The organism is Aeoliella mucimassa (genome assembly GCF_007748035.1).
Taxonomy (GTDB): domain Bacteria; phylum Planctomycetota; class Planctomycetia; order Pirellulales; family Lacipirellulaceae; genus Aeoliella; species Aeoliella mucimassa.
In genome coordinates this window covers 3,350,703-3,377,007 of sequence record NZ_CP036278.1, presented here as the reverse complement: position 1 = coordinate 3,377,007, position 26,305 = coordinate 3,350,703, and the positions used below count along the sequence as shown (strand labels likewise).

General features: G+C 55.2%; 16 protein-coding genes, 1 tRNA gene and 1 pseudogene. 10 read left to right on the top strand and 8 right to left on the bottom strand.

The genetic code is table 11. The features are described 5' to 3' along the window. Window positions 1-3 precede the first annotated feature (3 nt). The 7 genes and pseudogenes from Pan181_RS13525 to Pan181_RS13495 all read left to right on the top strand — a co-directional run bounded on the left by Pan181_RS13525 (window position 4) and on the right by Pan181_RS13495 (window position 7,722). The gene (locus tag Pan181_RS13525; RefSeq protein ID WP_145247325.1) at window positions 4-765 is read left to right on the top strand and encodes a glucose 1-dehydrogenase; all 762 of its coding nucleotides are present in this window, start codon (window positions 4-6) and stop codon (window positions 763-765) included. Between the two features lie 125 nt (window positions 766-890). Further along, a complete protein-coding gene (locus Pan181_RS13520) occupies window positions 891-1,286 on the top strand; it encodes a (R)-mandelonitrile lyase (protein WP_145247324.1) in 396 nt (131 codons plus the stop codon). 78 nt (window positions 1,287-1,364) lie between these two features. Next, entirely contained in the window at window positions 1,365-2,774 is a 1,410-nt protein-coding gene (locus Pan181_RS13515) for an MFS transporter (protein WP_145247323.1), read from the top strand. A 392-nt stretch (window positions 2,775-3,166) separates the two neighbouring features. Next, window positions 3,167-4,618, top strand: a complete 1,452-nt coding sequence (locus Pan181_RS13510; RefSeq protein ID WP_145247322.1) for an alpha/beta hydrolase domain-containing protein — start codon at window positions 3,167-3,169, stop codon at window positions 4,616-4,618. A gap of 27 nt (window positions 4,619-4,645) precedes the next feature. Continuing rightward, on the top strand, window positions 4,646-4,873 hold the full coding sequence (locus tag Pan181_RS13505) for a tautomerase family protein (RefSeq protein ID WP_145247321.1): 228 nt from the start codon (window positions 4,646-4,648) through the stop codon (window positions 4,871-4,873). 415 nt (window positions 4,874-5,288) lie between these two features. Then, a pseudogene (locus Pan181_RS13500) lies at window positions 5,289-6,398 on the top strand (outer membrane protein assembly factor BamB family protein); the annotation flags it as partial. Between the two features lie 25 nt (window positions 6,399-6,423). Then, the gene (locus Pan181_RS13495) at window positions 6,424-7,722 is read left to right on the top strand and encodes an outer membrane protein assembly factor BamB family protein (protein ID WP_145247319.1); all 1,299 of its coding nucleotides are present in this window, start codon (window positions 6,424-6,426) and stop codon (window positions 7,720-7,722) included. Between the two features lie 757 nt (window positions 7,723-8,479). On the opposite strand, the gene Pan181_RS13490 is transcribed toward Pan181_RS13495, so the two are convergent. From Pan181_RS13490 to Pan181_RS13480, 3 genes are all read right to left on the bottom strand, one after another. Next, on the bottom strand, window positions 8,480-9,208 hold the full coding sequence (locus Pan181_RS13490) for a PEP-CTERM sorting domain-containing protein (RefSeq protein WP_145247318.1): 729 nt from the start codon (window positions 9,206-9,208) through the stop codon (window positions 8,480-8,482). Window positions 9,209-9,395: 187 nt separating this feature from the next. Continuing rightward, window positions 9,396-10,481: a DUF1559 domain-containing protein gene (locus Pan181_RS13485; protein ID WP_145247317.1), complete on the bottom strand. Its 1,086-nt coding sequence runs from the start codon at window positions 10,479-10,481 to the stop codon at window positions 9,396-9,398. 106 nt (window positions 10,482-10,587) lie between these two features. After that, window positions 10,588-13,296, bottom strand: coding sequence for a PEP-CTERM sorting domain-containing protein (locus tag Pan181_RS13480; RefSeq protein WP_145247316.1), 2,709 nt, complete (start codon window positions 13,294-13,296; stop codon window positions 10,588-10,590). A gap of 772 nt (window positions 13,297-14,068) precedes the next feature. Here Pan181_RS13480 and Pan181_RS13475 point away from each other — a divergent pair. Beyond that, window positions 14,069-14,614 (top strand): sigma-70 family RNA polymerase sigma factor, encoded by a 546-nt coding sequence (locus Pan181_RS13475; RefSeq protein ID WP_145247315.1) that lies wholly within the window; start codon window positions 14,069-14,071, stop codon window positions 14,612-14,614. 28 nt (window positions 14,615-14,642) lie between these two features. Further along, a complete protein-coding gene (locus tag Pan181_RS13470; protein ID WP_145247314.1) occupies window positions 14,643-17,375 on the top strand; it encodes a FecR domain-containing protein in 2,733 nt (910 codons plus the stop codon). A gap of 34 nt (window positions 17,376-17,409) precedes the next feature. Here the strand turns inward: Pan181_RS13470 and rtcA are convergent, their stop codons facing one another. The 4 genes from rtcA to Pan181_RS13455 all read right to left on the bottom strand — a co-directional run bounded on the left by rtcA (window position 17,410) and on the right by Pan181_RS13455 (window position 22,176). Further along, window positions 17,410-18,450, bottom strand: a complete 1,041-nt coding sequence (gene rtcA / locus Pan181_RS13465; protein ID WP_231943583.1) for an RNA 3'-terminal phosphate cyclase — start codon at window positions 18,448-18,450, stop codon at window positions 17,410-17,412. Window positions 18,451-18,543: 93 nt separating this feature from the next. Further along, window positions 18,544-20,040, bottom strand: coding sequence for an RtcB family protein (locus Pan181_RS13460; RefSeq protein WP_145247313.1), 1,497 nt, complete (start codon window positions 20,038-20,040; stop codon window positions 18,544-18,546). A gap of 94 nt (window positions 20,041-20,134) precedes the next feature. Next, a tRNA-OTHER gene (locus Pan181_RS26140) sits at window positions 20,135-20,270 on the bottom strand. Between the two features lie 328 nt (window positions 20,271-20,598). Then, window positions 20,599-22,176 (bottom strand): TROVE domain-containing protein, encoded by a 1,578-nt coding sequence (locus Pan181_RS13455; RefSeq protein WP_145247312.1) that lies wholly within the window; start codon window positions 22,174-22,176, stop codon window positions 20,599-20,601. Between the two features lie 237 nt (window positions 22,177-22,413). On the opposite strand from Pan181_RS13455, the gene rtcR reads away from it, so the two are divergent. After that, window positions 22,414-23,991: an RNA repair transcriptional activator RtcR gene (gene rtcR, locus Pan181_RS13450; protein ID WP_145247311.1), complete on the top strand. Its 1,578-nt coding sequence runs from the start codon at window positions 22,414-22,416 to the stop codon at window positions 23,989-23,991. 27 nt (window positions 23,992-24,018) lie between these two features. Here rtcR and Pan181_RS13445 read toward each other — a convergent pair whose 3' ends face one another. After that, the gene (locus Pan181_RS13445) at window positions 24,019-26,229 is read right to left on the bottom strand and encodes a hypothetical protein (protein ID WP_145247310.1); all 2,211 of its coding nucleotides are present in this window, start codon (window positions 26,227-26,229) and stop codon (window positions 24,019-24,021) included. Window positions 26,230-26,305 lie beyond the last annotated feature (76 nt).

The following is a 26,305-nucleotide window of genomic DNA, read 5'->3' as shown; positions in this document are numbered from 1 at the left end:
CGGATGAATATTAGCTTTGAAAACAAAGTCGCTCTGGTGACCGGCGCGGCTTCGGGCATGGGACTCGCTGCAGCCAAGGCGTTTGCCGAAGCGGGGGCCGCGGTGGTGATGGCTGACTACCGAGAGGATGTTGTCAAACAACAAGCAGAACAGCTAGCCGCTGAAGGCTACAACACTCTGGCCGTTGGATGCGACGTAAGCGACGACGACTCGGTGGCCGCGATGGTCGAGAAAACGGTTGCCGAGTATGGGCGGCTTGACGTCGCGTTCAACAACGCTGGAGTGATGGCTAACATCGCTCCGATTGCCGAGAGCAACCTCGCTGAATGGGAACGCGTGATCGGAATCAACCTGCGAGGCGTCTGGAGCTGTCTGCACCACGAGTTGCGGCAGATGGAGAAGCAGGGTAGCGGAGCCATCGTCAACAATGCATCGGTAGGGGCTTTGACTGGCAACCCCGGCATTGCTTCGTACATTGCCTCGAAGCATGGGGTGGTTGGTCTAACGCGCACCGCGGCTCTGGAGTCCATCAAAAAAGGGATCCGAGTAAATGCCGTAAATCCAGGCTTAATTGATACCCAGGTCGCCCGCGATGTCGTCAGCGGCGACGAAGAAGCCTATACCCAGTTTGCGGCCAGTGTGCCGATCGGCCGTGCGGGGCGGCCCGAGGAGGTTGCCGCGGTCGTGTTGTGGCTCTGTAGCTCGGCGGCAAGCTACATTGTAGGACAAGCCATTACTGTGGATGGAGGAATGACCGTTCCATGATACCCAATATTCCTCGCCGAACTTTTCTCAAGGCCACTGGAGCCACTATTGTGTCAGCGGGTGCGTTACCATCGCTGCTCGCTGCCCAATGCAGCCATTCACCTGATAACTATAAGGAGACTCTCATGCAAATCACACGTGTCGGAAGTCAAGACTCAGTTGCCGGACCAGCCGATTGGTTCACCGGGCGTACCCGTATCGATCCGTTGTTCCAGGCACCCGAACCTGCTCGTGTTACCGGATCCACGGTTACCTTCGAACCAGGCGCACGCACGGCCTGGCACACCCACCCGCTTGGTCAAACGCTGGTCGTCACAGCAGGCCTTGGTTGGGTGCAATGCGAAGGGGAGGAGATTCAAGAGATCCGTCCTGGCGATGTGGTTTGGTTCCCACCAGGCATCAAGCACTGGCACGGAGCAAGCCCCACGACGGCCATGACCCACATTGCTATTCAAGAAGCCCTGAATGGATCGGCCGTGGAGTGGATGGAGCACGTTACCGACGAGCAGTATCAGAAGTAACCGCAACACACCAATGTCGTGTGCCAACGCGTGAGAACAGCCTATGAAACCACGAGCATCGTAACGGAGGGTTACTGAATGGAAGAGACCAACACGGAAGCGGAGGCCTCGACTACGTCGGTAGCCAGCGGAGCGCCAGTCAGGACGCTGGCCGTTGCGTTGCTCGGTTTCTTTATTATCACATTGGATGCCTTGGTAGTAAGCGTCGCGCTACCTGCGATTGGTGAAAGCGTGGGTGGCGGCATCACCGGCTTGCAGTGGGTGATGGATGGTTACACGCTGCCATTTGCAGCGCTATTGCTTTTGGCCGGATCGCTTTCAGATCGAATGGGAGCGAAAACCGTTTTCGTTGCTGGGCTGACGCTGTTTGTTATAAGTTCTGTTGGCTGTGCCATGGCCGACGGAATCGGGTTGTTGATTGCCGCCCGGTTTGTGCAGGGAACAGGCGCGGCCTTCATGACTCCAGCCTCCTTGTCGCTGATCGGCGAAGCGTTTCCAGATCCCACGAAGAAGGCTCGCGCCATCGGAATCTGGGCGGTCGGCGGAGCAGTGGCTTCGGCGTCTGGTCCATTGGTGGGAGGAGCGCTAACCATGCTCAGCTGGCGGCTGATTTTCTTGATCAACTTGCCGGTAGGAGCCATCGCAGCATGGTTGTTAGCCGGGGTGCCGCGTTCGCATTGCCATCCCACTTCGTTCGATTGGAAAGGGCAAGTCACTTCGCTTGTGGCCTTAACTGCTTTGACCTATGGTTTGATTGAAGCTGGTGAGCAGGGAATCAGCAACACCGCAGTACTCGCCTCGCTATCGTTGGCTCTAGCTACAGGAGCCGTGTTCTTGTGGCTGCAGATGCAAGGAACCCATCCCATGGTTCCATTGGGCCTATTCCGCTCGTACGCGGCGGCGATGCCATTGGCCATTGGCTTCTCATTCATGGTGGCTTTCTTTGGCATGGTGTTCGTTGCGAGTCTGTTCCTGCAAGCAGAGCGTGGATTGAATCCTATGGATACGGGACTGGCCTTTGTGCCGGTTACTGCATTCTCGATCTTCATGCCAATGCTCGCTGCGCGTCTTGCTGAACGATACGGTGCATGGATGCCGATCGTGCTTGGTCAGGTGTCGATGAGCGTAGGACTGTTCGGGCTGGCTGCGTTCGCCGAAAGTGCTAGTGTGCCGGTGCTCGTGGCCTGGATGGCACCCGTCGGAATTGGCGGAGGGCTCGCGATGCCCTCAGCCACATCGTTGTTGCTGAATAGCGTGCCGCGTCGCCGTGCGGGAACTGCCAGCGGAGTGCTTAATACCTGTCGCCAGGTTGGCGGGGCAGTCGCCATCGCCGCTTTCGGGGCTCTGCTGGCCGCTTTGGGAACCACCGCAGGGGCGACCGCAAGTTACTTGAACGCAGCCTTGTTGATGTCGATTACCGCAGTGGGGAGCCTGAGTCTTCGCCATGTTGGTGCGCCTGATACTTCCCTGGCGCCGATGGAACTCTAGAAAAAACCAGTCGTGACAGGTACATCGCGTTGGCCGCGGTCTGCTGCAAAAAGCGATGGTTGAATGTGGTTCCATCGACCAAAGTGTGAAACAAGTACGACCGACTTGGGGTAACTTACGAGTACCCTACGAAGCACTTCTCGAGTGTCATTGAATAGTGGAATGAGAAAGATGACAAACAGAGCAGTAAGTCGGTTTTGCCGGTGGTGAGCAGGCGTACGGAAACTTGATTATGGGCAAGGTTACTGGATCCAGAGTGCAAACCAACGCCCACAGAGTTATGAGGTGCTACTTCGCGTTGTTATCGAGCCATCGGCCAGAGTAGATTTGATCGCTGGCTGTTCGGATACAATCGTGCCGCTACGAGTGATTGGAAAGAACTTCGAGGACAAATGATGCTTTCAAGACGTGAGATCCTTACGCAACTTACCGCTGGTGTCGCTGGTTCGATGCTGCTCCCTTCGCTTCCAGTGCTGGCAGCCGAGCCGGTTTCGAGCATCACGGGACCGATCACCGGAGGGCGGCGCGGGCATCCCTTTTCTGCTTTCGTCGACGATCTCGACACCTACGGATACGTGGAGGAGGAGTACTTTCTCGAAGGCGATGCGGTGCAGTATCGGCCGACGACGGATCTCTCGAAGGATGGCAAATGGGACGTTGAGCCCGGTGACAAGGCCCGTTACAAAACTCGGCTCCTTGTACGACGCCCAAAAGACCCTGCCAAGTTCAATGGCACCGTCGTAGTGGAATGGCTGAACGTCACGGTTGGTTGGGAGATCGCACTGCTCGGTTCGGTTTCACGCGATCTCTATCGCGATGGGTTTGCCTTCGTGATGGTCTCGTGTCAGCAGATAGGTCTCAACGGCTTCGCGCTAGCACCGCAAGGACTCAAGAGGTGGGACCCCGATCGGTATGGCACGCTTTCAACTCCCGGCGATTCCTACTCGTTCGATATGTTCAGCCAAGCAGGCCGGGCAGTTGGCCCGACTCGCCCGAGTTCAAGCGTCGATCCGCTGGGGGGGCTCGAAGTAAAGCAGGTCATCGCGACGGGAGCCTCGCAATCGGCCGGGCGGTTGCGAACCTACATGAATGCGATCCATCCCCGCGACCAGGTATTCGACGCGTATATGCCGATGATCGATTTTGGGGTGAGGGTGAGCTTCGACGATAAGGTGCTCGATCTTACGGTTCCCTCCTCCAGCTCGCCCGACACGGGATTCTTTCAACCCACTTGTATTCGGGATGATCTTGATGTGCCAACAATCGTGGTGAACTCCGAGACCGAAACGTTGTTCAGCCTGGCAACCAAACAGCCTGATACCGAGAAGTTTCGCTTCTGGGAGGTTGCCGGCGCCTCGCATGCGCCGCAACCGAATAGCAAGTACATGGAGAGTTTGCGACGACGCGACGGATTGATGGGAGCGAGCCTTTCGATTGGAAGCAAGATTACCTGGCAACCCACCGCCGACGCGGCGCTAGTTGCGTTAGCACGATGGGCGGCCGGCGGCACTGCGCCTGCGGAGCAGGCACGGATCGAAGTGACCGAAGGGACGAATCCTCAAGTTGTACGCGACGAACATGGCAACGCCCGCGGTGGTGTGCGATTGCCCGAGGTCGAGGTACCAATTGCCTGCAACAAAGGCGAAACCGCCGCGTTCAGTCTTGCCTCGCTGTATGGGACGTCTAAACCACTGCCAAGCGAGGTGCTGAAACAGCTCTATCCAACGCCGGAAGTCTATCAGCAAAAAGTTAGCGAAGCCGCCGAAGCGGCTTTGAAAGCGGGAGTCATCCGCCCAGGGCGAGTAGACGAGTATGTTGAGCAAGCGAAACACGTGCAAGTTTAGACAGATTGAAAACTATCGGAGGTCGAAATGCCACACGTGATAGTCAAACTCTGGCCCGGAAAATCGGAGCAACAGAAAACCGACTTGGCGAATCAGATTACCGAAGCGGTGATGGCGACTCTGGGGTATGGAGAGGAGTCGATATCGGTCGCTATGGAGGAGGTGAGTTCCAAGGACTGGAAGCAAAAAGTATATGACACCGATATTCTCCATGGAGAGGGAGAACTCTACAAGAAGCCTGGCTACCGCATGTAAGTCAGCGGATGAGCGGTACTTGTCTCCGTCGCTTGCGCGGCGAAAACCGTTTTGCGTTGTTGCGCAAGTTGCGAAACCACCGGGGGGATGGCGGGTTTCATCCTCAGAGGATGGTCTGCGCCTTCACCTAGTAAGTGAGAACGAGAAAGCCAGGAACAATGAAACACGTGATACGATTGGCAACGATTGCTGTTCTGTTCGTTGCCTACAATGTGCGAGCCGAGGAATGGCCGCAGTATTTGGGGCCGAACCGAGATTCTACCTCTTCCGAAACTGGCATCCTGCGATCGTGGCCCGAAACTGGCCCTGAGGTTGTGTGGACCGCCAAGGTCGAGCCTGGTTTCGGCGGCCCAGTCGTGAGTGATGGCAAAGTCTACTTGCTCGATCGTGACGATGAAGTAGGGGATACGCTCGCTGCTTCTCATTCGCAACCGGGGAAGAACGGTGGACCTTCTCTTACGAGGCCCCAGGATCGGTTAGTTTCCCTGGTTCTCGGAGCGTACCGACGGTCGATGGCAACTATATCTATACCTGCGGGCACAATGGAGATCTCTATTGCGTCGATCTCACCACCCACCTGCCAGTGTGGAACAAGAACATCTGGACCGACTTCGGTGGCGAACTTGGCGAAGGCTATCCGCGTGGTCCGGGACCCGCCAGCCGGTTTCCGATTTGGGCGATTACGCAGAATCCCTTGGTGTATGGCGACTTGCTGATCGTTGCCTCGCAAGCCCCCGAAGCAGGCGTTGTCGCTTACCACAAGCTCACAGGAGAGATTGCGTGGAAGACCCCCTCGCTTGGCTACGTCGGGTACGTGAGCCCCAGTATCGTTCACATCGACGGTGAAGACCATGTGGTGATGGTAACCCCGTCCACCAATCCATTCCGGCGAACAAGCCCTGACGAAAACGAAATGGGCAAGATCGTTGGCATGCATCCAAAGTCGGGGGCGATTCTCTGGCAATACGAGAAGTGGCACTGCCATATTCCTGTGCCAAGTGCGGTGGATGCGGGAGAAAATCGGGTGCTCGTCGTGGGTGGGTACGAACTGGGGGCCACGATGATTCATGTCGATAAGCAGGACGATGGTTCCTATCAGACGAGTGGACTATTTACCACCGAAGAGTTTGGTGATCAAACGAAACCGCCGATCCTGCACGATGGATACTTTTATGCCCAGTACGGCACAAACAGTCGCCGGGATGGACTTGTTTGTATGGACATGGATGGCAATATCATGTGGAAGACGAAACGAAGACCCAATTTCGACAAGGGAAGCATGATACTGGTTGATGGAGTCATACTCGCTACCGATGGATCGCAAACGCTTTATCTGATCGATCCCGATCCCAAGGAGTTTAAGCAGCTAGCAGCGGCCGAAATGCTCGGTGGGGGAAGCTCTGGCGGAGGTTTCGGCGGAAGAGGAGGGGGGCGTTCGCAAAACTGGGCACCTCTCGCGCTGGCGGATGGCAAGTTGCTGATCCGCGACCAAAGCGAATTGAAATGCGTGCGTGTAGCTGAGTAATCACGAGCTGTGAAGGAACGAGCCGATGCGACGGGTGCGCTGTCAGTTGTTGTGGGGAATCACTCTGTTTACCGGCGTGTTGCTTGGCTGCTCCCCTCAAGAAATGCCATCCGGCCAGGAAGTGTCGGAACCGGTTCCCACCATTTCTCGTGACCAAGTGCTGCAAAACTGGCCCAACTTTCGCGGGCCAGATGGGCTTGGGCGGGCTCCTACGGCGACTCCTCCGATCGACTGGGATGTCGCTGAAGGGAAAGGAGTCAAATGGAGCATCGAACTCCCAAAGCATGGCATGAGCTCGCCGGTGGTGTGGGAGCAAAAGGTATTTCTAACGGGGGCCGACGACGATACCCGTCAGGTTTACTGCTTGAATGCCGACACTGGTGCATTGCTCTGGCAGCATGATGTGGAGCTGTTGGGGAGTGATGATCCAACCGAAGAACTCCCCAACGTACTCCAAGAAACCGGTTTTGCGGCTCCTACGCCAGCGACTAATGGCCACTACGTAGCGGCCATTTTTGCTACTGGCGAGCTTGTGTGCTGCGATTTCGACGGTACCCGAAAGTGGGCCAAGAGCTTGGGCGTGCCCGACAATCACTATGGCCATGCGTCGTCGCTGTTGTGTTATGGTGAGCTATTGTTTGTGCAGTTCGATCAATGGGAGCATTCGAAGCTTCTGGCAATCAATTTGGCATCGGGCGAGATTGCCTGGGAAGTGGATCGTAACGAAATCTCTTGGACCTCGCCGATTCTTATCGAGCATCAAGGGCGGAGGGAACTTGTTCTAACGAACTGTAAGTCGGTCGATGGCTATGCTCCTGAAGATGGTAAGCATCTTTGGCATTTGGAATGTCTCGATGCGGAAGTGGCTGCTTCTCCTGCCTATGGTGGAGGGGTGTTATTTGTTGGCAACGACATGACCGACGGTTCGGCCATCGAACTGCCAGCGACCGATTCTACACCTCGCATCCTCTGGCAATACAGCGATGCCTTGCCAGATGCTACAAGTCCCGTGGCCAACGACGAATGGTTGTTGATACCAACCGCCTTTGGAGTGGTGAGTTGCCTCGACCTGAAAACGGGCGAAGTTGTCTGGGAACATGAGTTCAATCAGGGATTTACCAGCTCTCCTATCTTAGTCGGAGATCGTGTGTTCCTGTTCGATCTCGCGGGCGTCTTGCGGGTGTTGAACATGGGACGCGATTTCGAAGAGCTGGCCACCATCGACCTCGGCCAGCGAGTCTACGCCACGCCTGCCTACGTGGGGAAGCGAATTTACATTCGCAGCTTATCACAGGTGATTTGCGTAGAACCGGTCTCTAACTAAGCTCTGTTCAACTAGTCGCGATCGTCAGTTACCGATCTATGTTCCGTGCAGGAAATGGGGCCGGACGATGAGATTTCTGGATAAAAATCTAGTGACTATTTAGTGGTAATTGGCCACTGCATGTGATCTAATGAACAGGTGGTGTATCGTCCGTTTGGTATTGTCAGTTGTTCGTTATTGGAGGATGGAATGGGGTAGCCGACGGTGAGTTCTATCGAATGACAGCATCGACGCGCAGCCGCATAGTTGCTTGCGTGGGGCTCGCTGCTGCGCGGTTGTCAGAGCTGCAGGCTTTAAGCTGTCACCAGTAGGCCAGATCTTTCAGTCGCTGGAAGCTCCTTCAGATAACATTACACCATCCCGCAATTTCCAATACGCAGTCCGAAATCCCCGCCCCCTGAATCCCAACTTCCCTCCAAAATAGTTTCCCATGGGTGGGAATCTATTTTGGGTAACTATCGTGGAGGTGTTAATGCAACTTATTGTTCACCAACGACTTACGATTGATTCCCACCGCGAAAATAGATTCCCACTCGATGCGTTTTGGGAAATGGGAATCTATTCGAGAGCGAAACCCCCTGGTTTTGTAGAGTGCACGCCGATTCAATTTTCCCATCGGTGGGAACATTGGGAATCTATTGCCAATAAGTCGCACATCTGGCGGGCGGGAATAGTGAATTCCGTAAACGAAAACAGCCTCGCCAACCTGGGGAGGATGGCGAGGCTGCGAAAGTTGTGTGTCAGTCAACGGAGTCGATCAAGCAGCTCGACGCTTGGCGGCAAATGCCAGTCCAGCTGCTGCGACTGCCAGCAGGCAAACCGACGCTGGCTCGGGAACTTGAGTCGAGATATCGACCGAGAGCGAGTCCATGATCAGGTCGCCCCCGTTGCCGTTGACGAAGCGGAAACGATCGACCGCCAGGTTCGGGGTACCGGTGCCCGAAAGTTCGGTAACTCCGTCGATCGACAGCGAGTAATCCCCAGAGTCGAAAGCGTAGGTGAACACGGCAGTGGCTTCGGGATCGTTGTTGCTGGAGAGAGTGGTGGAACCAACAACCGCCTGATCGATTCCCCAGAATTCTCCACCGCCGGTATCGCCGATGAACATGACTTCGGAACCATCGTCCCCCTGAAAGAAGGAGAAACCTGCGTATCCACCGCTGAAGAAATTGTTGCCTGAAGGACTAAGCGTCGTGACTTCCATGGTCAGCAGTTCGCCTGCGCCGAGGACCTTGCCTTCAGCGAAATCGAGGTACGCGGTGCGACCACCACCAGTGGTATCGAGCGCTCCCCCTTGCACAGCAAGGCTGTCGCCCCCTTGGGTAACACGCCAATTACCTCCAACGTCGGCAGCTTTACCGTCGAGGAGAGTGGCATCGGCATCATCAAAATCATCTGCGGCAACCAAATCGGCCGAGGCAGGCGCAGCGGCGGCGAGCGTTACCGCTGTGAACAAAAGAAAAAGGTATCGACTCGTTGATTTCATGAGACATTACTCCAAAGTTGAAAAGGCAAATCATCAAAGGTGATCACTAACAGTACGCGCCTCGGTGCTAATGCTCTCTGCTTATGTCTTTACTTGACTACAAGGTGTTCGATTGCATCTCAATACGATTCTCGTTGCAAGTGCTTGTTACTCATGCGTACGAATACCAGAGGAACGATCGGTGACATTAGAAATCGCTAGGCAGAATCTCGCCGTCGGCAATCGAACCCAAGCGGGCATAGGTCACCGGATCGACATCATACGTAATTGTATGGACCGATCCATCACACAGTACGAATTGGCATCCCGCTGGATGAGCACTACCGAAAATCGAAACGCGATTATCGCCGGTGATGTTGCTGGGGAAGTCAACCGAATCGGACAGTGGAGGGAACTTCGTCCAGCGATTCACGTCGGTGTCGAAGCCGAGATCCCAACCTTGGTCGTTACCGGGAAAGGTTCCGGTGTCGTACTCGCCATAGGGGATGTGTTTTTCGCCAATCAAGAGTACCTGCGACGAGCCATCGGTGATCTGCGCCATACGAACTTCGCTAAGCCCAAGCACAACCCCATTACCGCGGGTAGTGTAGTAACCTTGAGTAGTGGAATAGGTCGTGAAATTCGTATATTCCGGAACAGCGGGCATCATCGAACCGCGTTGGCGAGGACCTTCCCAGATAGATCCAGGGAAGAGACTCCCAGAGTTGGCTGCGAAGTCGTTGCGTCCCAGGACTTCAGGACGGTCGGCATTGTAGTACTCGCTGCCATCGGTGCGGATGTAGGGATACACTCCCCCTCCACGACGCGAAGGGCAGATAAACAGGTCGACGGTCGTTTCGATGCGTTGCTTGGCCAATGCCTTTTGATTGGCGCTTACAGTGCTATAGTCGCCATCGCTGGCCATGTCGCGAATTTGGCCATTCTCGCAGTACTCGAGGATGTTGAAGTACCAGCCGCCTGGCTGCTTCTCTCCGTATCCTCCGTCGGCATCGCCAGCGTAACGCCATCCCCAACCGCCGGTGGGGAAATGCCCCTGTACGTCGTGATGGTTGATGGCGGCCAGCCCGAGTTGCTTCAGCTTGTTTTTGCACTCGGCACGGCGGGCTGCTTCGCGAGCCGATTGCACGGCCGGCAAGAGCAGGGCGACCAGAATGCCGATGATGGCAATCACCACCAGCAGTTCAACGAGCGTAAAAGCTTTGGACGAATGAGTAGATCGACAATCCTTGCCGTGGAAGCGAGTATGCCAGTCGCTACGAATGAGACAGTTCATATCTTTCCGTTCCTTGTGGTAATTAGATGAGCAATATCGGTTGCAAAAGTGGTTCCGGTGACTACGCGACTGCCCAACGCGTAGCCACCGGACACCTGTCGGAGCATCAGGCTGATCGCTTGGCGATCAGCAAGGTGGCTCCGGCCAATACTAGCAAGGCTAGTGTGCTCGGCTCGGGTACGTTGGCCGTACTCAAAGTCGGAACTGTGGTGGTGTATCGGATCGAACCGTACAGGATCTCGCCACCACTGCGATATGAGAAGGACAAGTCGTTGGGACCATCAACACCGCCCGCGTAGGCGGCACCGAGCGAAATAGGAGTCGTCGACATGGTGGATTCACCAATGAGTCGATACTCTTCCAATTCGAACAAGCTGGCACCATCGCCGGTTTCCCAGCCTGTGCCATCACCGGCGCTCTGAGGGAAGCCAGCCACGGGAGTATCGCGATCAGCCAGGCTGTCCCAGCCTTCGCCGCCGGTGTCGACACCACCAAAGTTTGCTTTCCAGATGTTGTAGTCGGTTCGGGTGACAATCGAACTGCCCGAACCATTGCCATTCAGCACGGAGGAATCACCGCCGAGGTTATCTCGCCAGACCGTATAGTCAGCGAGATCGACCGATCCATCCGCATTGAAGTCACCGACCGTCGCACCGGTGTCGAGCGAGCCCGAAGCACTGGAGATCGAGTAGGCACTGAGATTCACGCTACCGCCGGTGTTGTTCTCGATGGTTACCTCACCGGTCGCCTTATTCACAAGCAGGTTCAAAGTTTCCAGCAGAGGAGCATCGAAAATCAAGCTTTCCTCAGCACCATCGGTGATCAGCAGGTTGTCAGCAATCTCATGAGCGCCGCCGCCGCTGAAACGGAGGGACTGCCACGGGGCATCGATGGCGTTCTGACCGGCAACAGTCACCGTGTTGTTGGGAGAGTTCACATCGAAGTTGTCGATCCAGATTTTGTAGATCGTGTCAGCACCGGTTTGGTCGATCGAACCTATAACCGTATGATTTTGAGCATTGAAGGAGATCAGCGAGTCGAGAAGCCCACCGCTTCCTTTCACATCAAAACCGTAGTTGTTCGTGCCGCCAGGGTTGGCTCCGGCAAAATAGGATTCGTCGGCACTGGCGTCGAGTCCTTCGAAGAAAGCGAAACCGCCCCAGTTGTCGCCGTTACCTTCTTCTTGACGATAGTCAAAGCGAATGTAAGTAAGCGAGTTTTGGGCATCGATAGGGGTAGCAAAGTTGCGACTGCTGAAAGTGTTGCCACCACCATTGGCGTAGGTCGAGAGGAATCCACCTGCGTCGCGAGTTTCCCAGATGTCACCAATCGCCCAACCTGTACCAGAGCCATCAGCTTCGAAGTCGTCCGAAGCATAAATCACCGCTTGGGCCGAAGAGCTAAGACCAATCAAGGTAAGAGTCACTGCTACCATCGAAGCGATGATGGCACTGCGGCGACGAATGCCGAGAACTAGGCCAGCACAAATGCCTAGCAGAGCAATCGACGAGGGTTCTGGTACTCCAGAGACTGCCGCAGCAAAGGAGCCAGCACCATTCGCGGTGTCAAACGCTTCGGCAAACAGGTCGAAGTCGTCAAGATTGTGAACACGGTTGCCGTCCATATCGCCGAGGCGATAGGCTTCGAGCGTGGTCATCGCGTTGCTTACCGTGCCTTGACCAGCTTTGAAGGAACTCCAGTCGTCGAGATCGATGTCACCATCTGCGTCAAGGTCGCCAGCGATGATTTCAGATCCGGTGTACGACACATTCACCCCCATGGGGGTAATGGTGCCATTGTTGTCGATAAGAAGAGTCGCAAATACATCCTCGTAAGGGCTCGGCTGCCAGGCATTTCCCAGGCTAAGTGCCGAAGAGGTGAGTGTCAGTCCATCACCAGGAGTCGTGTCAACCGTGCTTTCGCTGAGCACTGTGCTACTATCCGCAGGACTCAAGACGTCCCAGTCGTCGTTATCGACGCTACCATCGCCTGCCGGAGTAGCATCGGTCGCGTCGCGTCCATCGATCGTGGTCCAGGCAGCTTGATCAAAAGCTCCAACTCCAGAACGTAGGGTATAACCAACAACATTCGATAGGCTGGAGCTGCTCGCCAGCGAAATCTCGCCAGTCGAGCGATTAATGGTGAGCGAAGCATTGGTGGCCGAAGTTAAACCTGCACTGGCTGCCGAATCGGCGATTACCAGATTGTCGACAGTTACAAAAGTTCCGGCCCCGGTGTCGGAAGCAACGCGAACCGATTGCCAAGCATCATCTACCACAAACCCATCGAGGGTGATTTCGTTATTAGGGAGAGACTGGTTGAGATTATCGACCCACATCCGATAGGTATCGTTGCTGGCGCCAAACTCAATTTGCATCACAATTCGGTGCATTTGGCCATCAATGGGTACGCCGGAGTCGAGCACGCCTTGTCCGCCCTTAAGATCGATGCCGAAGTTCTGTCGGCCATTTGGCATGCCGACGAAGAGGGTTTCGTCGCCGCCGTCGATGCCTTCGAAGAAGGCCAAACCGCCCCAGTTCACTGCTTGGTTGCTGGCGAAATCGAATGATACATAAACGGAGCCGGAAGAGAGGCCTACAGCATCAATAGGCGGATCGAGTGCCCGGAACGCGGGACTAGCGACCTCGGTAGTGCTTACTCCATTACTTAAGTTGCCCCAGTCGTCGGCGGCAGCAAAACCAATGCCGCCACCCTCTGCTGTAAAATGGTCGCTGGCGACGATTACAGCCAATGCTGAATTACTCGTCACGCATGTGAAAGCAGCCAGTGCTAGCCAAGCCAATAACCTCGTCATCAGAAAACTCCTGGTTGTAATGCGTGTTTGAATTCAGATCGGCCGCAGAGAAGTGTGCCATCTTTTCGACCTACCAGCGCATCACCAAGGCGGGGCAGGAAAGCACCGATCAATACCTTGGGCAGCTGAAATACTGAAAAGAGGAAACCGTCTACGAATGATCTATGCGAAAAACCAGACACGAAACTCCGTTGGTGAAAAGACCGCCTTAGTGGTCCAACTCACATGTGTTCGACACACTCTAACAAGCCAAGGGCATTCGTTGAATCAACGGCAAATGAATGCACCACATACGCCTGTATTGAGTGGTCATTTACTCGAAAAGAGGTCTCAGTCTGCCTGGGCCCATGCCCTGGCAGAAGAAAAGCCTGCTATCAATTCTCCGCAACTCATCCTGGAGATGCGACATGGAAAATCCTTAAAACCGACGATTTTTTATTCTTCTTTGATTTTCTCTCGTTTTTTGAGGTGATATGGGCTGATGCCGGTCCCCGCGGAAGGGGGCCAGGTAGGGAGTGCGCACTCCAAGTATTGTTGTCCTTATGGTCTGTCAGCTGGTTGTCCATTGAAGACATTGTGGTCGTACTTTGCGATGGAACAGAGGCAAAACGCACTCGCAAAACCATCCAGAAATCCGCCTGGACGCGCAGCACCCGACCACTATGATAAGAGCAGCGGGGTGTAGGAAACTCATCTAGTGCTACACCAAAGTGTCCGGCGCACAAGTGATGCGCCATCTTGGCTTCTTCCGGCCGACAGGAACATCGAGTAAATGGCAAACAGTCGTTCACCAAGCGATCCGACTCCTGAGGCGGTGTTCATCCAAGCGATGGCTAAGCATCAGCGGTATTTGCATGCGTTCATTAAGTCGCTCGTTCCGACGTACGCGGATGCCGACGACATTCTACAAGAGACCAGTCTTGCTTTGTGGGAGAAGCGAGACCAGTACGATAGTAGCCGTGATTTCTTCCCCTGGGCATGTGGTGTTGCCCATATCCAGGTGCTACGTCATCGTCGCAAGGCAGCGTCGGACAAACTGTGGTTCAACGACGAAGTGCTCGATCTGTTAGCAGAACAGATGATGGAAGATACCAAGTTGTTTGAATTCCGTCGCGAAGCACTCGATTTGTGTATCGAGAAGCTACCCGGTGCAGATCGCAAGGTGGTAGAGTTGCGCTATCAGGATAACTCGTCGTTGAGTGATCTCTCGCAGCAGTTAGGTAGCTCATCGCGTACAATCCAACGAACGATGGTGCGCGTAAGACATTTGCTGCACCGTTGTATTTCCGCCAAGTTGCGCGAATGGCAAGTTGCTTAGCCATCGCACTACTTAAGAAAGTGTCTCTATGTCTCCCGACGAGATATTTCATACGATGCCCGAATTGCCGCGGCTGGTTGAAGCCTGGCAGCTAGGAACGCTTCATGGCGAAGCGAAACACAAGCTGAGCGAATTGTTGCTCAACAATAGGGATGCACGCCAGTATTTTATTGAGCTAACGCAAATCGATTCGGAACTGAGATGGCGATACTCGTCGCAATCGCATATTGCACCAGCTTTGGCCCATGATGTGAATGGATCCACCATTCCTGCTGCATCCATTGTTATTCGCGAGCTAGGAATACGCGAAGACGTAAGTTTCTACCAGGTGTTCGAGCTAGTCGAGCACAGCGAACTACATGCACAACTGTGGTTGCAGGTGTATATCGCACTGCGTGCTTGCTTGTTCATGGGGCTCCGCCTGCCGAGCGACGCAGAGGCTGCCGTTGATTCCGTGTGTTCTGGTTTGATGGATGAGCCATTAACGGAGTACTCCCCCGATCGCTTTTGTAGCTTGGCATTGAATCTCGCTGTTGAACAGTTTGCTGTATGGCAGGGAGTAGATGCCGAGCGTGATCGTAGCGTTCAGCAGTTCGAAGCGATTCTCAAACGATCTCTGCGTGAATGTGAGGCAGTCGATGTCGTAGCACTTTACGAATCCGTTGAAGACTTTGTTCCGCGACATGTACCTGCTAGTGCACTGCGTGTGCTGTGCATGAGGTATCTGCTGGAATTGTCTCCTGGAGAGATTTCGCGATTGTTGAGTTTGCCTCTAAAGAAGGTGCTATCGCAGCTTGCTGAATGTCGGTTGAAACTGTGGAATGCATGTGCAACCTCAGTCAAACAACACGCCAGCCCGACAGTCATGCAAGGTTTCAACCTGTTCTATGGCTTTGTGGATGCTTCCGAGAGTTTCGGATTGCAACCTGAGGGTGGACGTCGCCAATCTGCATCTGCTCAGTTTCTGCAGGATCTGGATAGCTGGTGTTCCGAAGGCGAGGAAAATGGCCGTTGCTTGCTCGCCATGGCGGTAGCCCATGAAGCGCTCTATCGGCGACTTTCGCTGAACGTGTTGCTGGAAGATTCTAGCACTCGTCGCGACGAGGCGTTTCATCATGTACTCACAGACATGGTGTTGTATCTCGAAGAGACTTCGCCAAGTGTTCCATCGGAGCCTTCGGTCGCGCATGCCCCTAGGCGCTCAAGATTCGCTACTGCTTGGGGCATGGCAATTGCAGCTGCCGTGCTTATTGCCGCCAGCATGGGATATCTCATGCTGCAGAGAGACAATGCGGTTTCTCCAGATACTCCTGTACTAGCACAGCAGGAGCGAGAGGTTCCGAGCAATCCACTTACCGGGGCTGATATTCGCGAGGCAACTTCTTTCCCTGAGGTTCCCGTCCGCATTGCTGTAGCCACGGTGAAGACGTCGCTGGGAGTCGTCGGGCGGAGCGATACTGACTACAGCGTTGGCAATTCGGTGTATGCAAACGAACCGATCGAGCTAACCGAGGGAATTGTGGAATTGATTACCCCTTCGGGTAGCGAATGGGTGCTCGAGGCGCCGGTGTCGCTTTACCTGGATGATCAAGGGGTAGTAGACCTCAAGCATGGCAAGTTAGTCGGACTCAACAGTGGGCAAGCCAATGCACTCATTGTTGAGACCCCCACTGCACGCGTGTTGGACACTGGCACCGAGTTTGGGGTGTCGGTAGGTGATCTGCAGACAACCAGCGTCGCGGTTTACGAAGGTGCGATTGAATTAAGTTCGCAACCTTTCGATTTGGCTGATCCGAAGATCTCCCCCATTGAGATGGAAGCTGATTATCAAGCAGTAGTCGAGCAAGGTGGGCAACTGCCAAAAACCGTTGATTTGCAAATGCACGACCGAGAGTTTATCCGTCCCGACGAAGTTGCGTTGCGTGTGGAGCAGCAGCACGGGTCGGCGGAAGCCGCCGATAAGGTTGCGTTCTATGAGCTATTGAGAATAGAAGGGTTGTTGGCTTACCAAGGATTTCATGCTGAGTCTTATGGCGAAGCCTATGCAGTTGGTTTCGAAACGCCTAGAGCAATATCGCCGCTCCGGTTTGGGAGCGACTTACTGCCGATAAAGCGATCGCAACGAGCTTCGGAGTCGCTTGTGATTGGGCAGAATACAACCGTTTTCATGAACCTGGACGTGTCGGAGCGTTCACGGCTTGCAAGGGCGGGCTTATTGAATAGCTCTGGGGACGTTGGTAAAGATGATTCAGAGGTGTGGATGTCGTGGTGGTCGCAAATGTCGCTCAGTAGTGATCAGCGTTTTGATTGGACTGGGGTGTCGCTTATGTATGGCGACAAGCGAAACGACGAAGAGCCTGTGTTCTTTGGGCAACCTTCCGGGGCTTCGGGTTTGGGGGTGCGTCTATACCCGCCAGGTAACGAGGCTATGTATTTGTTCGATACCGATCGCGCTTTTGTTGGTGTTCAGCCGCTTGCGATCGATAATCAATCGCATTTCTGGACCGTGCGAATGGCGTTTGGCGACGATAGTGCGGCGGTGGTTTCGGTATGGTTGGATACCGAGTTAGAAGAGCTTTCCAGTACGCCACCCTTGTTGGTGCAGGCAATTCCGAATCTGAAGTTCGATCGTTTGCGCCTTGAGTCTTCGAGTGGGAAAAGTTCCGATACGTGTACCTACGACGAGTTTGTGCTCGCACAAACGCTTGAATCATTAGTTAAAATCAATCAGCATGTAAGCGGACTTCGCCAGTCGCACTGAGATAAGCTGTCGGTAGTTAGCTGCATGTCCCGAATCAACCAATGGTAACTGTCATAGCAGATTCCTGCTGGTCAACATCGATAGGAATCTCTAGGAAGCGTCGCACGATATCAATGTGAGTGGTCGAGTGCCGGGTTAAAGCCATTGTGCGAAATTGACTCTGGGTACCAGATTGCCAGGCCGCCAGGCTAAGCGGCAGTATCAACTGGTCCGCCAAGTAGGGGCCCACCGGAACGTCAGCCGCTTGGTAATCGCGCAATGCGCTTACCGCTTCTAAAGCGACTCCTTCGGCTTTGGCGCCGATCCGTCCGAAGCCGGTAAAGACCTCGCGAACATGCTCGCAGTGCAGTTCAATGATCACAATGTTGCCAGGGCCAGCAGCACGGACCTCGCTAAGATGATAGCAATCACCCGGCCAGTTGAGTTTTTCGGCCGCTGCTTGAAGTTCGCGTTGGGCGATACTTCGCGACAAGTTCGCGATCACCGCAGTGACCGCCCGATGATGCACTTCACCGCGATCAAGAAGTGTTAGCCCTTGCAACTGTTCAGCTGGCGGCACGATAGAGACCTCGAATCGCCCGCCACCGGCTGGATAGAATCCGTAACGCTGAAAAGCAACTGAAATATCCGCTCCCATTCGTCGTAGCAGTGGGAAGTAAGCTTGCTGCAGAAAGTCGAAAGGCGGGGCCCACTGGTTGTGGGTGCCCCCTTCGATAATGATTTCGGAATCGCCTTTGGCGAGTAGCAAGGCTGGCAACACGGTCTGCAATACAAGCGTACCGCTTCCGGCAGTGCCGATGGCAAAGTGGTACTGTCCCGACGCGATGGCGGTTGGAGCAAAGTGCAGCGTTTGCGACTTGATGTCGTCTCCATCGACAGTTGCTTGAGCAACTTCGGCAGCCGCCCGCACCGCAGTCAAATGCTGGCGCATGAGTCCCGGCTTGTCGCGGCCCGCGCGAATGTTCGTCAGATGCACGGGCCGCCCTGTTACGATCGATAGCGTAAGCGACGAGCGGAGTATCTGACCTCCTCCCTCGCCTTGCGATCCATCGATATCAATCGCTGTATTTGGCAATGTGTGTTTCTCCTTGTTGTTAGCCAGCGATGCTTCATGCACCTACTTTGAACTCCCTGCAGTATCTGCTGCTGGGAGTTCAAAGAGTCCAAGTTAATCGTCGGCTTTGTCGCCATCCTTGATCACGAATCGAGCCTTCAATCGCGCGACTTCGCTTGCCAGCCCAGCCGATTTGACCGATCGCAACACTTCGTCGAAGTCCTTGTAAGCCGCAGGGGCTTCGTCGATTGGGTATTGACGGCAATTCGACAAGATGTCGGCATCGGCAAACGATTGATCGACTTGCCGCTGGTCAAGTTCGCGCTTGGCTGCCTTGCGTCCGAGTTGACGTCCTGCTCCGTGGTTCACACTGTAGCAACTTGCTTCTGCGCCTGCCTCGGCAACCATCACCGCCGACCCTGCTTGCGGATTGCCCGGTAGCAAGATGGGATGTCCCGTTTCGGCAAATGGAGTCCCCTTGAGCGCGAAGTGCCCTGCAGGATACGCGCGCGTCGCCCCTTTGCGATGCACCCACGCAGGGCGGTTATCGACAATCTCCTTGCGAGCAATGTTATGGCTAATGAAATACACCAGCTCGCCAGTAGTCCCAGGCAACACTTCCTGAAAGGCTTCCAGCACTAGCGCATTGATCAGCAAGTGATTGACCGTCGCAAAGTTGGCGCCCAAAGCCATGTCGTCGAGGTAAGCATTGGCTTCAGGCGTGCCGAGCGGGGCGTAAACCAATTCGCGATCCTTTCCCGGGAGCGGGATATCCCACTGCTCGAACTTGGCTTGGAGCGACTTGAATTGGCCCGTGGCTAGCGAATGCCCAATGCCTCGCGAACCGCAATGCGACAGGAAGGCGATGCCACCGTCGATCAAACCAAAGGTCTTCGCGATGTCGCGCGACCGTTGGTCGTCGCCGACCTCAACGGCTTCACATTCTCCAAAGTGGTTACCCCCGCCGTACGAGCCGAGTTGCGAGATCTTCGCATCGAACTGATAGATATGGGGAAGCAACTTCTCTAGTCGCAATGCGAGCGCACCGGTCGAGTCGTCGTGCCCTACATGGAAAGAGTCTTCGCAGCGACTTGCCCACTCCACAGGGATACCGAGCTCGCGACAAACCCCAGGCGAGGCTCCTTCGGTCAGCACTCGCTTTCCGAGAGCTTCTTCCACATGGCGCGACTTGGGAGCGTTCCGTTGTCCCTTACCAGCACCGGTTGGGGTGCGTTCGCAGATCGCATCGATCAACGCCCGTCGCGTTTGCTTATCGATCACTGCGTCGGCTGGCAGGCTCGTTTGGAGCAAGCTCATTGAGCACTTGATATCCACACCGACCGGGCCCGGGTACACGTGGGTTGGCGATACTAGCACGCACCCCACAGGTGCCCCGTATCCACCGTGAGCATCGGGATTAAGTACCAAGTTGGTCACGCCAGGCGCGGTGCGAGAATTGATCGCCTGCTGCAAGCAGAGCTCATCAAACGACGAGCGGATTGGCTCGGTGCCGATCACGGTGATCGGGCTGTGCTTGGACCCGGTAGGCAGGATCGCAGTCGCTTCTCCGCGAGGAAGAATCTGGTATTTTGATTGAGTGGTTGTCGTCATCGGAGCCTCTGTCTCTTCTGGCAAGACATGATAGCAGCAAGTGGTTAAGAAACGTTCTGGTGCTCTATCCGTTGAGCTACGACCAGCGGTGAGCTGATCGGCGGGATTCGAACCCGCAGCCTTCAGAGTGTAGTTCCTTTGGCATCTGCTATCCTGTGATGTTGGTATGGATTAAGGACGCAACGACAAGGAGTGATGAAACGTTTACGTGCTCTACCTACTGAGCTACGGCCCCATTGTACGCATTTTGCGTTAGCGAGTGGGGCCGGTGGGACTCGAACCCACGACCACGGGTTTCGGAACCATGTAGTTCCATCGGCATTCGTTGCGTTGTCTCTTTTCGTAGGGTGATTCTTGAGTGATTGTGAGGTACGGCTCAAAATCACTCATTTCGGTCAAGGGATCTTAGATCTTAGAAGTTAAAAGAGGCCGACAAGGTTTTGTTGAGACATGTTACATGGGTTAATGTAGTCCCAGCAGCATTCGGCCAAAGTTGGTTAGAGCGAAAGGGTGGGTGGCGGAAGCGGGAGGCTCCCGCCACCGAAGCGGCCATGTCGTTTACAGTCGAATCGACTCGATTTGTTGAATCCAGTGGTCCACCGAGTGTTTTCCGCTCGCCACGTCGGCGATGAGCTTGAACACCTGGTCGCTGAAGCCACCGACGTTCACGATGTCGGCTTGCTCGTTTGCCTGCATGGTGACCGACGGTTGAAGGTCAATGCAAATCAAACGGGCTTTTCGGTTTCGCGACTTGAACAAGGACCATTGCTTCATGGTTTCGGTTCGGCTTCCACCGAAACGTCCATATCCGGGCGAATCGATCCACGACTCATTGTCGGAAACGAAAATCACCAAATCGCCCTTCGCTTTTCGGCGATTCAATTCGCGTAGCGGTGCACTGCAGTTGGTTCCCCCTGGAGAAACCGAGGCAATCCGCTCAGCATTTGTCATCACCGAATCGCGCCCATTCATGCGAATGTTCACGATGTCTTCCTTGAAGGGCAGCACTTCCGCCGAGCGGTTTTGGCGAAGAATGGTTGCTGCCACCAGGGCGGCAACATCCAAGCATCGCACCGCGGTCGACGAACCCTGGCGATATCCGGTAACCGGCGAGTGCATCGACCCCGACACGTCGGGGCACACATGCACTTTTCCGGCAACGCGCGGGGCGTTCTTAATCGCCAGTTCCATAGCATCCTGCAAGGCTTCTTGGATCTCGATCGGAACCGAGCGGTTGACGTTCAAGTACGCCACAAGGAGTTGATACGGAAAGACTCGCGCCTTTTCGATCAATCGTGGGTTGCGGAGCCGATTCGCAATCAAGTGCACCATTTCGCGGTCCTCAAGTACTCCATGACGGAGGAATGTGTTTAAGTTCATCCGTGTCATCTGCCAGGAAGCCCGGCGGGCAATCTGCTTCCAGTCCTTCGGAGTAAGTGGCAGCGAAGTAAGCATTTGGAAAGGAACCTCGGGAAGCATCACCTTTCCGGGATTCGTGTTTCGCTTAAAGGTCTCGTATTGCTGCACTAGTTGTGGCAATGCATCACGTCTGTACTCGCGTCCGATAAGGTAACCGTAAAGGGCCTCACGCGAAGCGGTTTGTGGTTTAGGGTGGACCATTCGCAAGACGTCGGCTAGCGAAGGATCGGCACCGACCGAACCAACGAACAGCTGATCGTCACTTCGGGCGGCAAGCCAATCGAGCACAAGCCGCTTTGGCAAAGTGCCCAGGCTCTTACGCCCAACCACACCCGACCGCATGATTTGTACGAAGTTGCGCATCATCTTTGGGGAGTCGATCACGCGATCGAACACTTCTGCCAGTAAGCCTGGAGAGCGAACCGATAGCACTGCGCACAATAGGGCTGGCATGTCTTTCATGTGTCCCACGGTGCGGGCGTATACGGCCAAGCGGGCGAGGAATTCGGGTTCGACCTTTTCGGAGAGTTTTAGCACCTTATCGAGCTGCTCCTGCGCTCCAGCGTAGAAGGTCGCTCCCAAGCAGCCGGTCGTGGCCAGTTGGCCGAGTGCCTGCTTGTCGGACCGACGATAAGCCTGTCCGCCTGCTTTGTTGTGAGTGTTGGTTTTTTCGGTGTAAGTACCGCGGATCGATTGGAATAGGTTCTTGTTAGCCATGGGAAATCTCTCGTCAGTCGGGCCAAGTAGGATTGCATGCCGTCTTTTCGAAACGCCTGAAGGCATGTCGCGTGCCAAACGAGGTTGCGATTTTCAGAACACGTCGTAAGTGATTGCTGGGTAAAGGGTTAGACGTGTTCTTGTGATCTGTGCTGTTTCCAGCTTGTCCAATGAAACCACCAGTAGTTATCCTGTGGGATATGATATTAGAGGAATGTATCGGGTAGTGGAGGTGTAATGAAACGGATCGTTTTTGGATTACTGGGGGCTCGGCTCGATGCGGGGCGAGAGGATAGCCGATGGCTGCGGTGGCGTCCTACGGTGGCGATATGTCAGCACGAAGACTACCTGATCGACCGATTTGAGTTGCTCTACGAGCCGAACTATCGCACCATGGCGCAGCTCGTGACCGACGACATCGGCAGCGTGTCGCCCGAGACCAAGGTGAACCTTCACGAGTTGGAGTTTCGTGATCCTTGGGACCTCGAAGAGGTGTATGGCAAGCTGCACGGCTTCTTCGGTGCGTACCCGTTTCAGCCGGATGAAGAAGAGTACGTGCTGAATATCACGACCGGCAGTCACGTGCAGCAGATCTGTCTGTTCTTGCTAGCGGAGTCGCGTCACGTTCCAGGCACGTTGCTTCAGGCTTCCCCTCCTAAGCGTAAGGCTGTTGGAGCGGGCTCGATTCGCTTCATCGATCTCGATCTCTCGCGATACGATCAATTGGCCGCTCGGTTTGCCCTGGAAAAGCAGCAAGGCGTCTCATTCCTTAAGTCAGGCATCGATACTAAGAATGCGTCGTTCAATGCGCTGATTGAACGGATTGAGAAGGTAGCTATCCACAGTCAGTCGCCATTGTTGATCACCGGCCCAACGGGGGCGGGGAAGAGTCAACTTGCTCGGCGGATCTATGATCTCAAGAAGCAGCGGCGACAACTTCATGGCCCGTTCGTCGAAGTGAATTGCGCAACCTTGCGGGGCGATCAATCGATGTCAACGTTGTTTGGGCACGCAAAGGGAGCCTTCACTGGAGCGACGAACTCGCGCGAGGGATTGTTGCGATTAGCGAGCAGCGGCATGTTGTTCTTGGACGAAATCGGCGAACTGGGGCTCGACGAACAAGCGATGCTCTTGCGGGCGATCGAAGAGAAACGATTCTTTCCCGTAGGAGCGGACAAGGAGCAGCAAAGCGACTTTCAGCTGATTGCTGGCACGAATCGCGATCTGCTGGCAGACGTCGCTGAGGGAAGGTTCCGCGAGGACTTGCTCGCCCGCATCAACTTGTGGACGTTCGTCCTGCCTGGGCTGGCTGACCGCCGAGAAGACATTCCACCGAATCTCGACTACGAACTACAGCAGTTCGCCGCCTCGACTGGCTCGATCGTCCGCATGAATAAAGAAGCCCGCGAGAAGTTCCTGGCGTTTGCTCAGTCGGGCGAAGCGGCCTGGCGGGCGAATTTTCGCGATCTGAATGCGGCCGTTACTCGCATGGCAACTTTGGCGGCCGGAGGGCGAATCACGGTGGAGCTAGTGGAGGAAGAAATCGAACGGCTGCGTCACTCATGGGGCGCGCCCCGTGAGAAGTTCGTGGACCAAGCGGTGCTCGAAGGATTAATCGATTTGGAGAAGCTTGATCGATTCGATCGGGCAGGACTGGCCGAAGTGGTTCGGGTATGCAGGGAGTCGAAATCGCAGTCGGACGCTGGTCGGAAGCTTTTCGCGGTATCGCGGGCAATGAAAGCGAAGCCGAACGACGCGGATCGGTTGCGAAAGTACCTCGCGCGATTTGGTCTCGCGTGGAGCGACGTTAGCTAGCTGTCAGGCGTTGTTCAACTGCTGTTGTTAGCGGCTGCACTTTCCGCAGTTGCGCAAACCGAGCACTGCCATCGTCAAACCGAGCAACCAACCGCCCGAGGGTTCGGGCACGTTGGAGGCGTTGGAAGATGCGGTCAGCGTCTGTCCAAAGTTCGCCTTCCAGGTCTGGTAGTCGGCCATGCCGATCGGCGTGTCCCACAGCTCGATGCTCCGGTTGGGGATCGAGTCGGGCGAGTCGCCGAAATGGTCGCGCCAAACGGTGTAGTCGGCCAGGTTCACGATGCCATCGTTGTTGTAGTCGCCAGCCACGCCTGCCAGCAAGCTCAACACCACATCGTTGCCGTCGCCACCGAGGTAAGAGATGGTAACGCTCCCCACGAATCCAGTGTTCTGAAGTTGCTCTCCTTCTTCGTATAGCTCACCCGTCTCGCCATTCTCAAAGTAACCAACAATCGCCTCGGTGGTTTGGTTGTCGATTAGCATAAGCTGCTGCGTAGCGGTTATTGCCGAGAGATCGAGCTCGAGCGCGGTGCCATCGCCATGCAGGGTGCCTGGGCCGTTGGTGCCGGTGTTGCCGGAGAGTTCACTCAGGGCTTGAAGTTGCACGTCGCTGCTGGAAGTGGTGCCGGTTACCACCAGGGAAGTAATACCGTTAGTGTCGGCTTCCCATCGCATGATTTCGGAGCCACCTTGGGCAACGTTCTCAAGCCGAGCGGTGATGATCGAAGCGCTGGAGCCGATCATCTCCAAACGCCCAACGGTGCCAGCCGAACCATTGGCCAGAATCATGGTGTCGTTGCTCGTAACTTGACCACTACCGGAGACTCGGAAAGTGCCATGGCCGCCGTTGCTGCCGATGGAGAGGGTCGCAGTTCCATCACCCGCGGCAATCATTTGCCCAGCGGTAACTTCCACGATTCCGACCGCATCGATCCCTTGCCCCACGACAAACAGTCCATCGCTTTCAAACAAGCCGCCTTCCTGGATCAGGTGCCCGACGCTATTCGCGTTAATTCCGATGAGAACGGGGGCTTCGTTGCCCTGAAGTTGTACGTAAGCGTCGGAATGTAGGCGAAGAGTACCATTACCCCCGTCGTAGCCGATGTAAAGGTCGTCGGTCGTAGCGACCACTGCAGAGTTGTTGCTGCCGATGCCATCGCCTACTTCGAGCAGGCCGGTTGCGCCATTGTATCCGACTCGTAGGTGCCGAAGTTGTGAGCCGCTAGGGCCGCCGCCAGGGAGGAATTCACCTTCGTTGAGTTGATAGGTACCTGAGCTGTTTACTCCATTGCCGATGGCGACAAACTTCAGGCTGCCTGCTACGTCACCGGCTGTGACAACACCACTGTTCTGAACCAGCAGACCAGTGCCGCCTTGGCCGATCCGGAATTTGCCTTCGACTTTCAGGGTTCCGGTGCTGTTCCAAGTAACCGTTCCACCAAAACCGTCCTCGCCGATCGTCAGATCTCCAGTGCTTGCGTTGGTGCTTGGTGCAGCGCCGCTACCGATGATTAAACTGACATTGTCATTCACGATTAGCTCGCCCGAACCTTCGGTGTCGGCCACCAGCAGTCCACTACCAGCGGTACCAACTCGCAGGGAGTTAATGCGGTTACCCAACGAAGCGTCGGTGGTTGCGTCGAAGAGGGCGGAGCCATCGTTTGCCAAGTACAAGTTCGCATCGCCCGATGCGAAGGGATTCGTATTGTTCGCAGCCAGTCCGCGATTGCCATCGCCAGAGTTCCAATGGCTATCAAACGATCCGGTAGAGCCGACCCAGGCCAAGCCATCGACCGAAAAGATGTCGAAATTCGTCTGATACGCGAACGGCAGGTTATATTCGGAACTCAGATAATTGGCGACCAGATTCATTTGGCCGATGTCAAGCTGTTCGTTAAACACGAGCAGCTCGGCGAGTTGCCCGCTATACATGTCGGTCGTAAGTAGGCCACCGCCGCCGGAACGCCCGGTACCGAGGATTAGTTCCAGGTTCGACCCCGTGAAGCTTGCGGTGCCAGTGGGGGAGTTGCTGCTACCGCTAAAGATGTTCTCGGGCAGAGTGCCATCGACGTACAGCGTTGCATCGGCGTACGTCTGGCCGGGATCGACCTGCCAGGCAACGATGTGGAAGTTTTCGGCGTCCAGTGAGGTATCGTAGAGCGAAGCTCCATTGTTAAAGCGGAAGCCGGCTCCACCGTTATTGGTGCTGGTCGCCGAGGTCGAGACATCGAGCCCCACAACTTCACCAGCAGTGCCATTCTACGCCGTTAACCCTTTCTTTGCCTTAAAAAAGAGGTCTCGATGTAACAGCGTA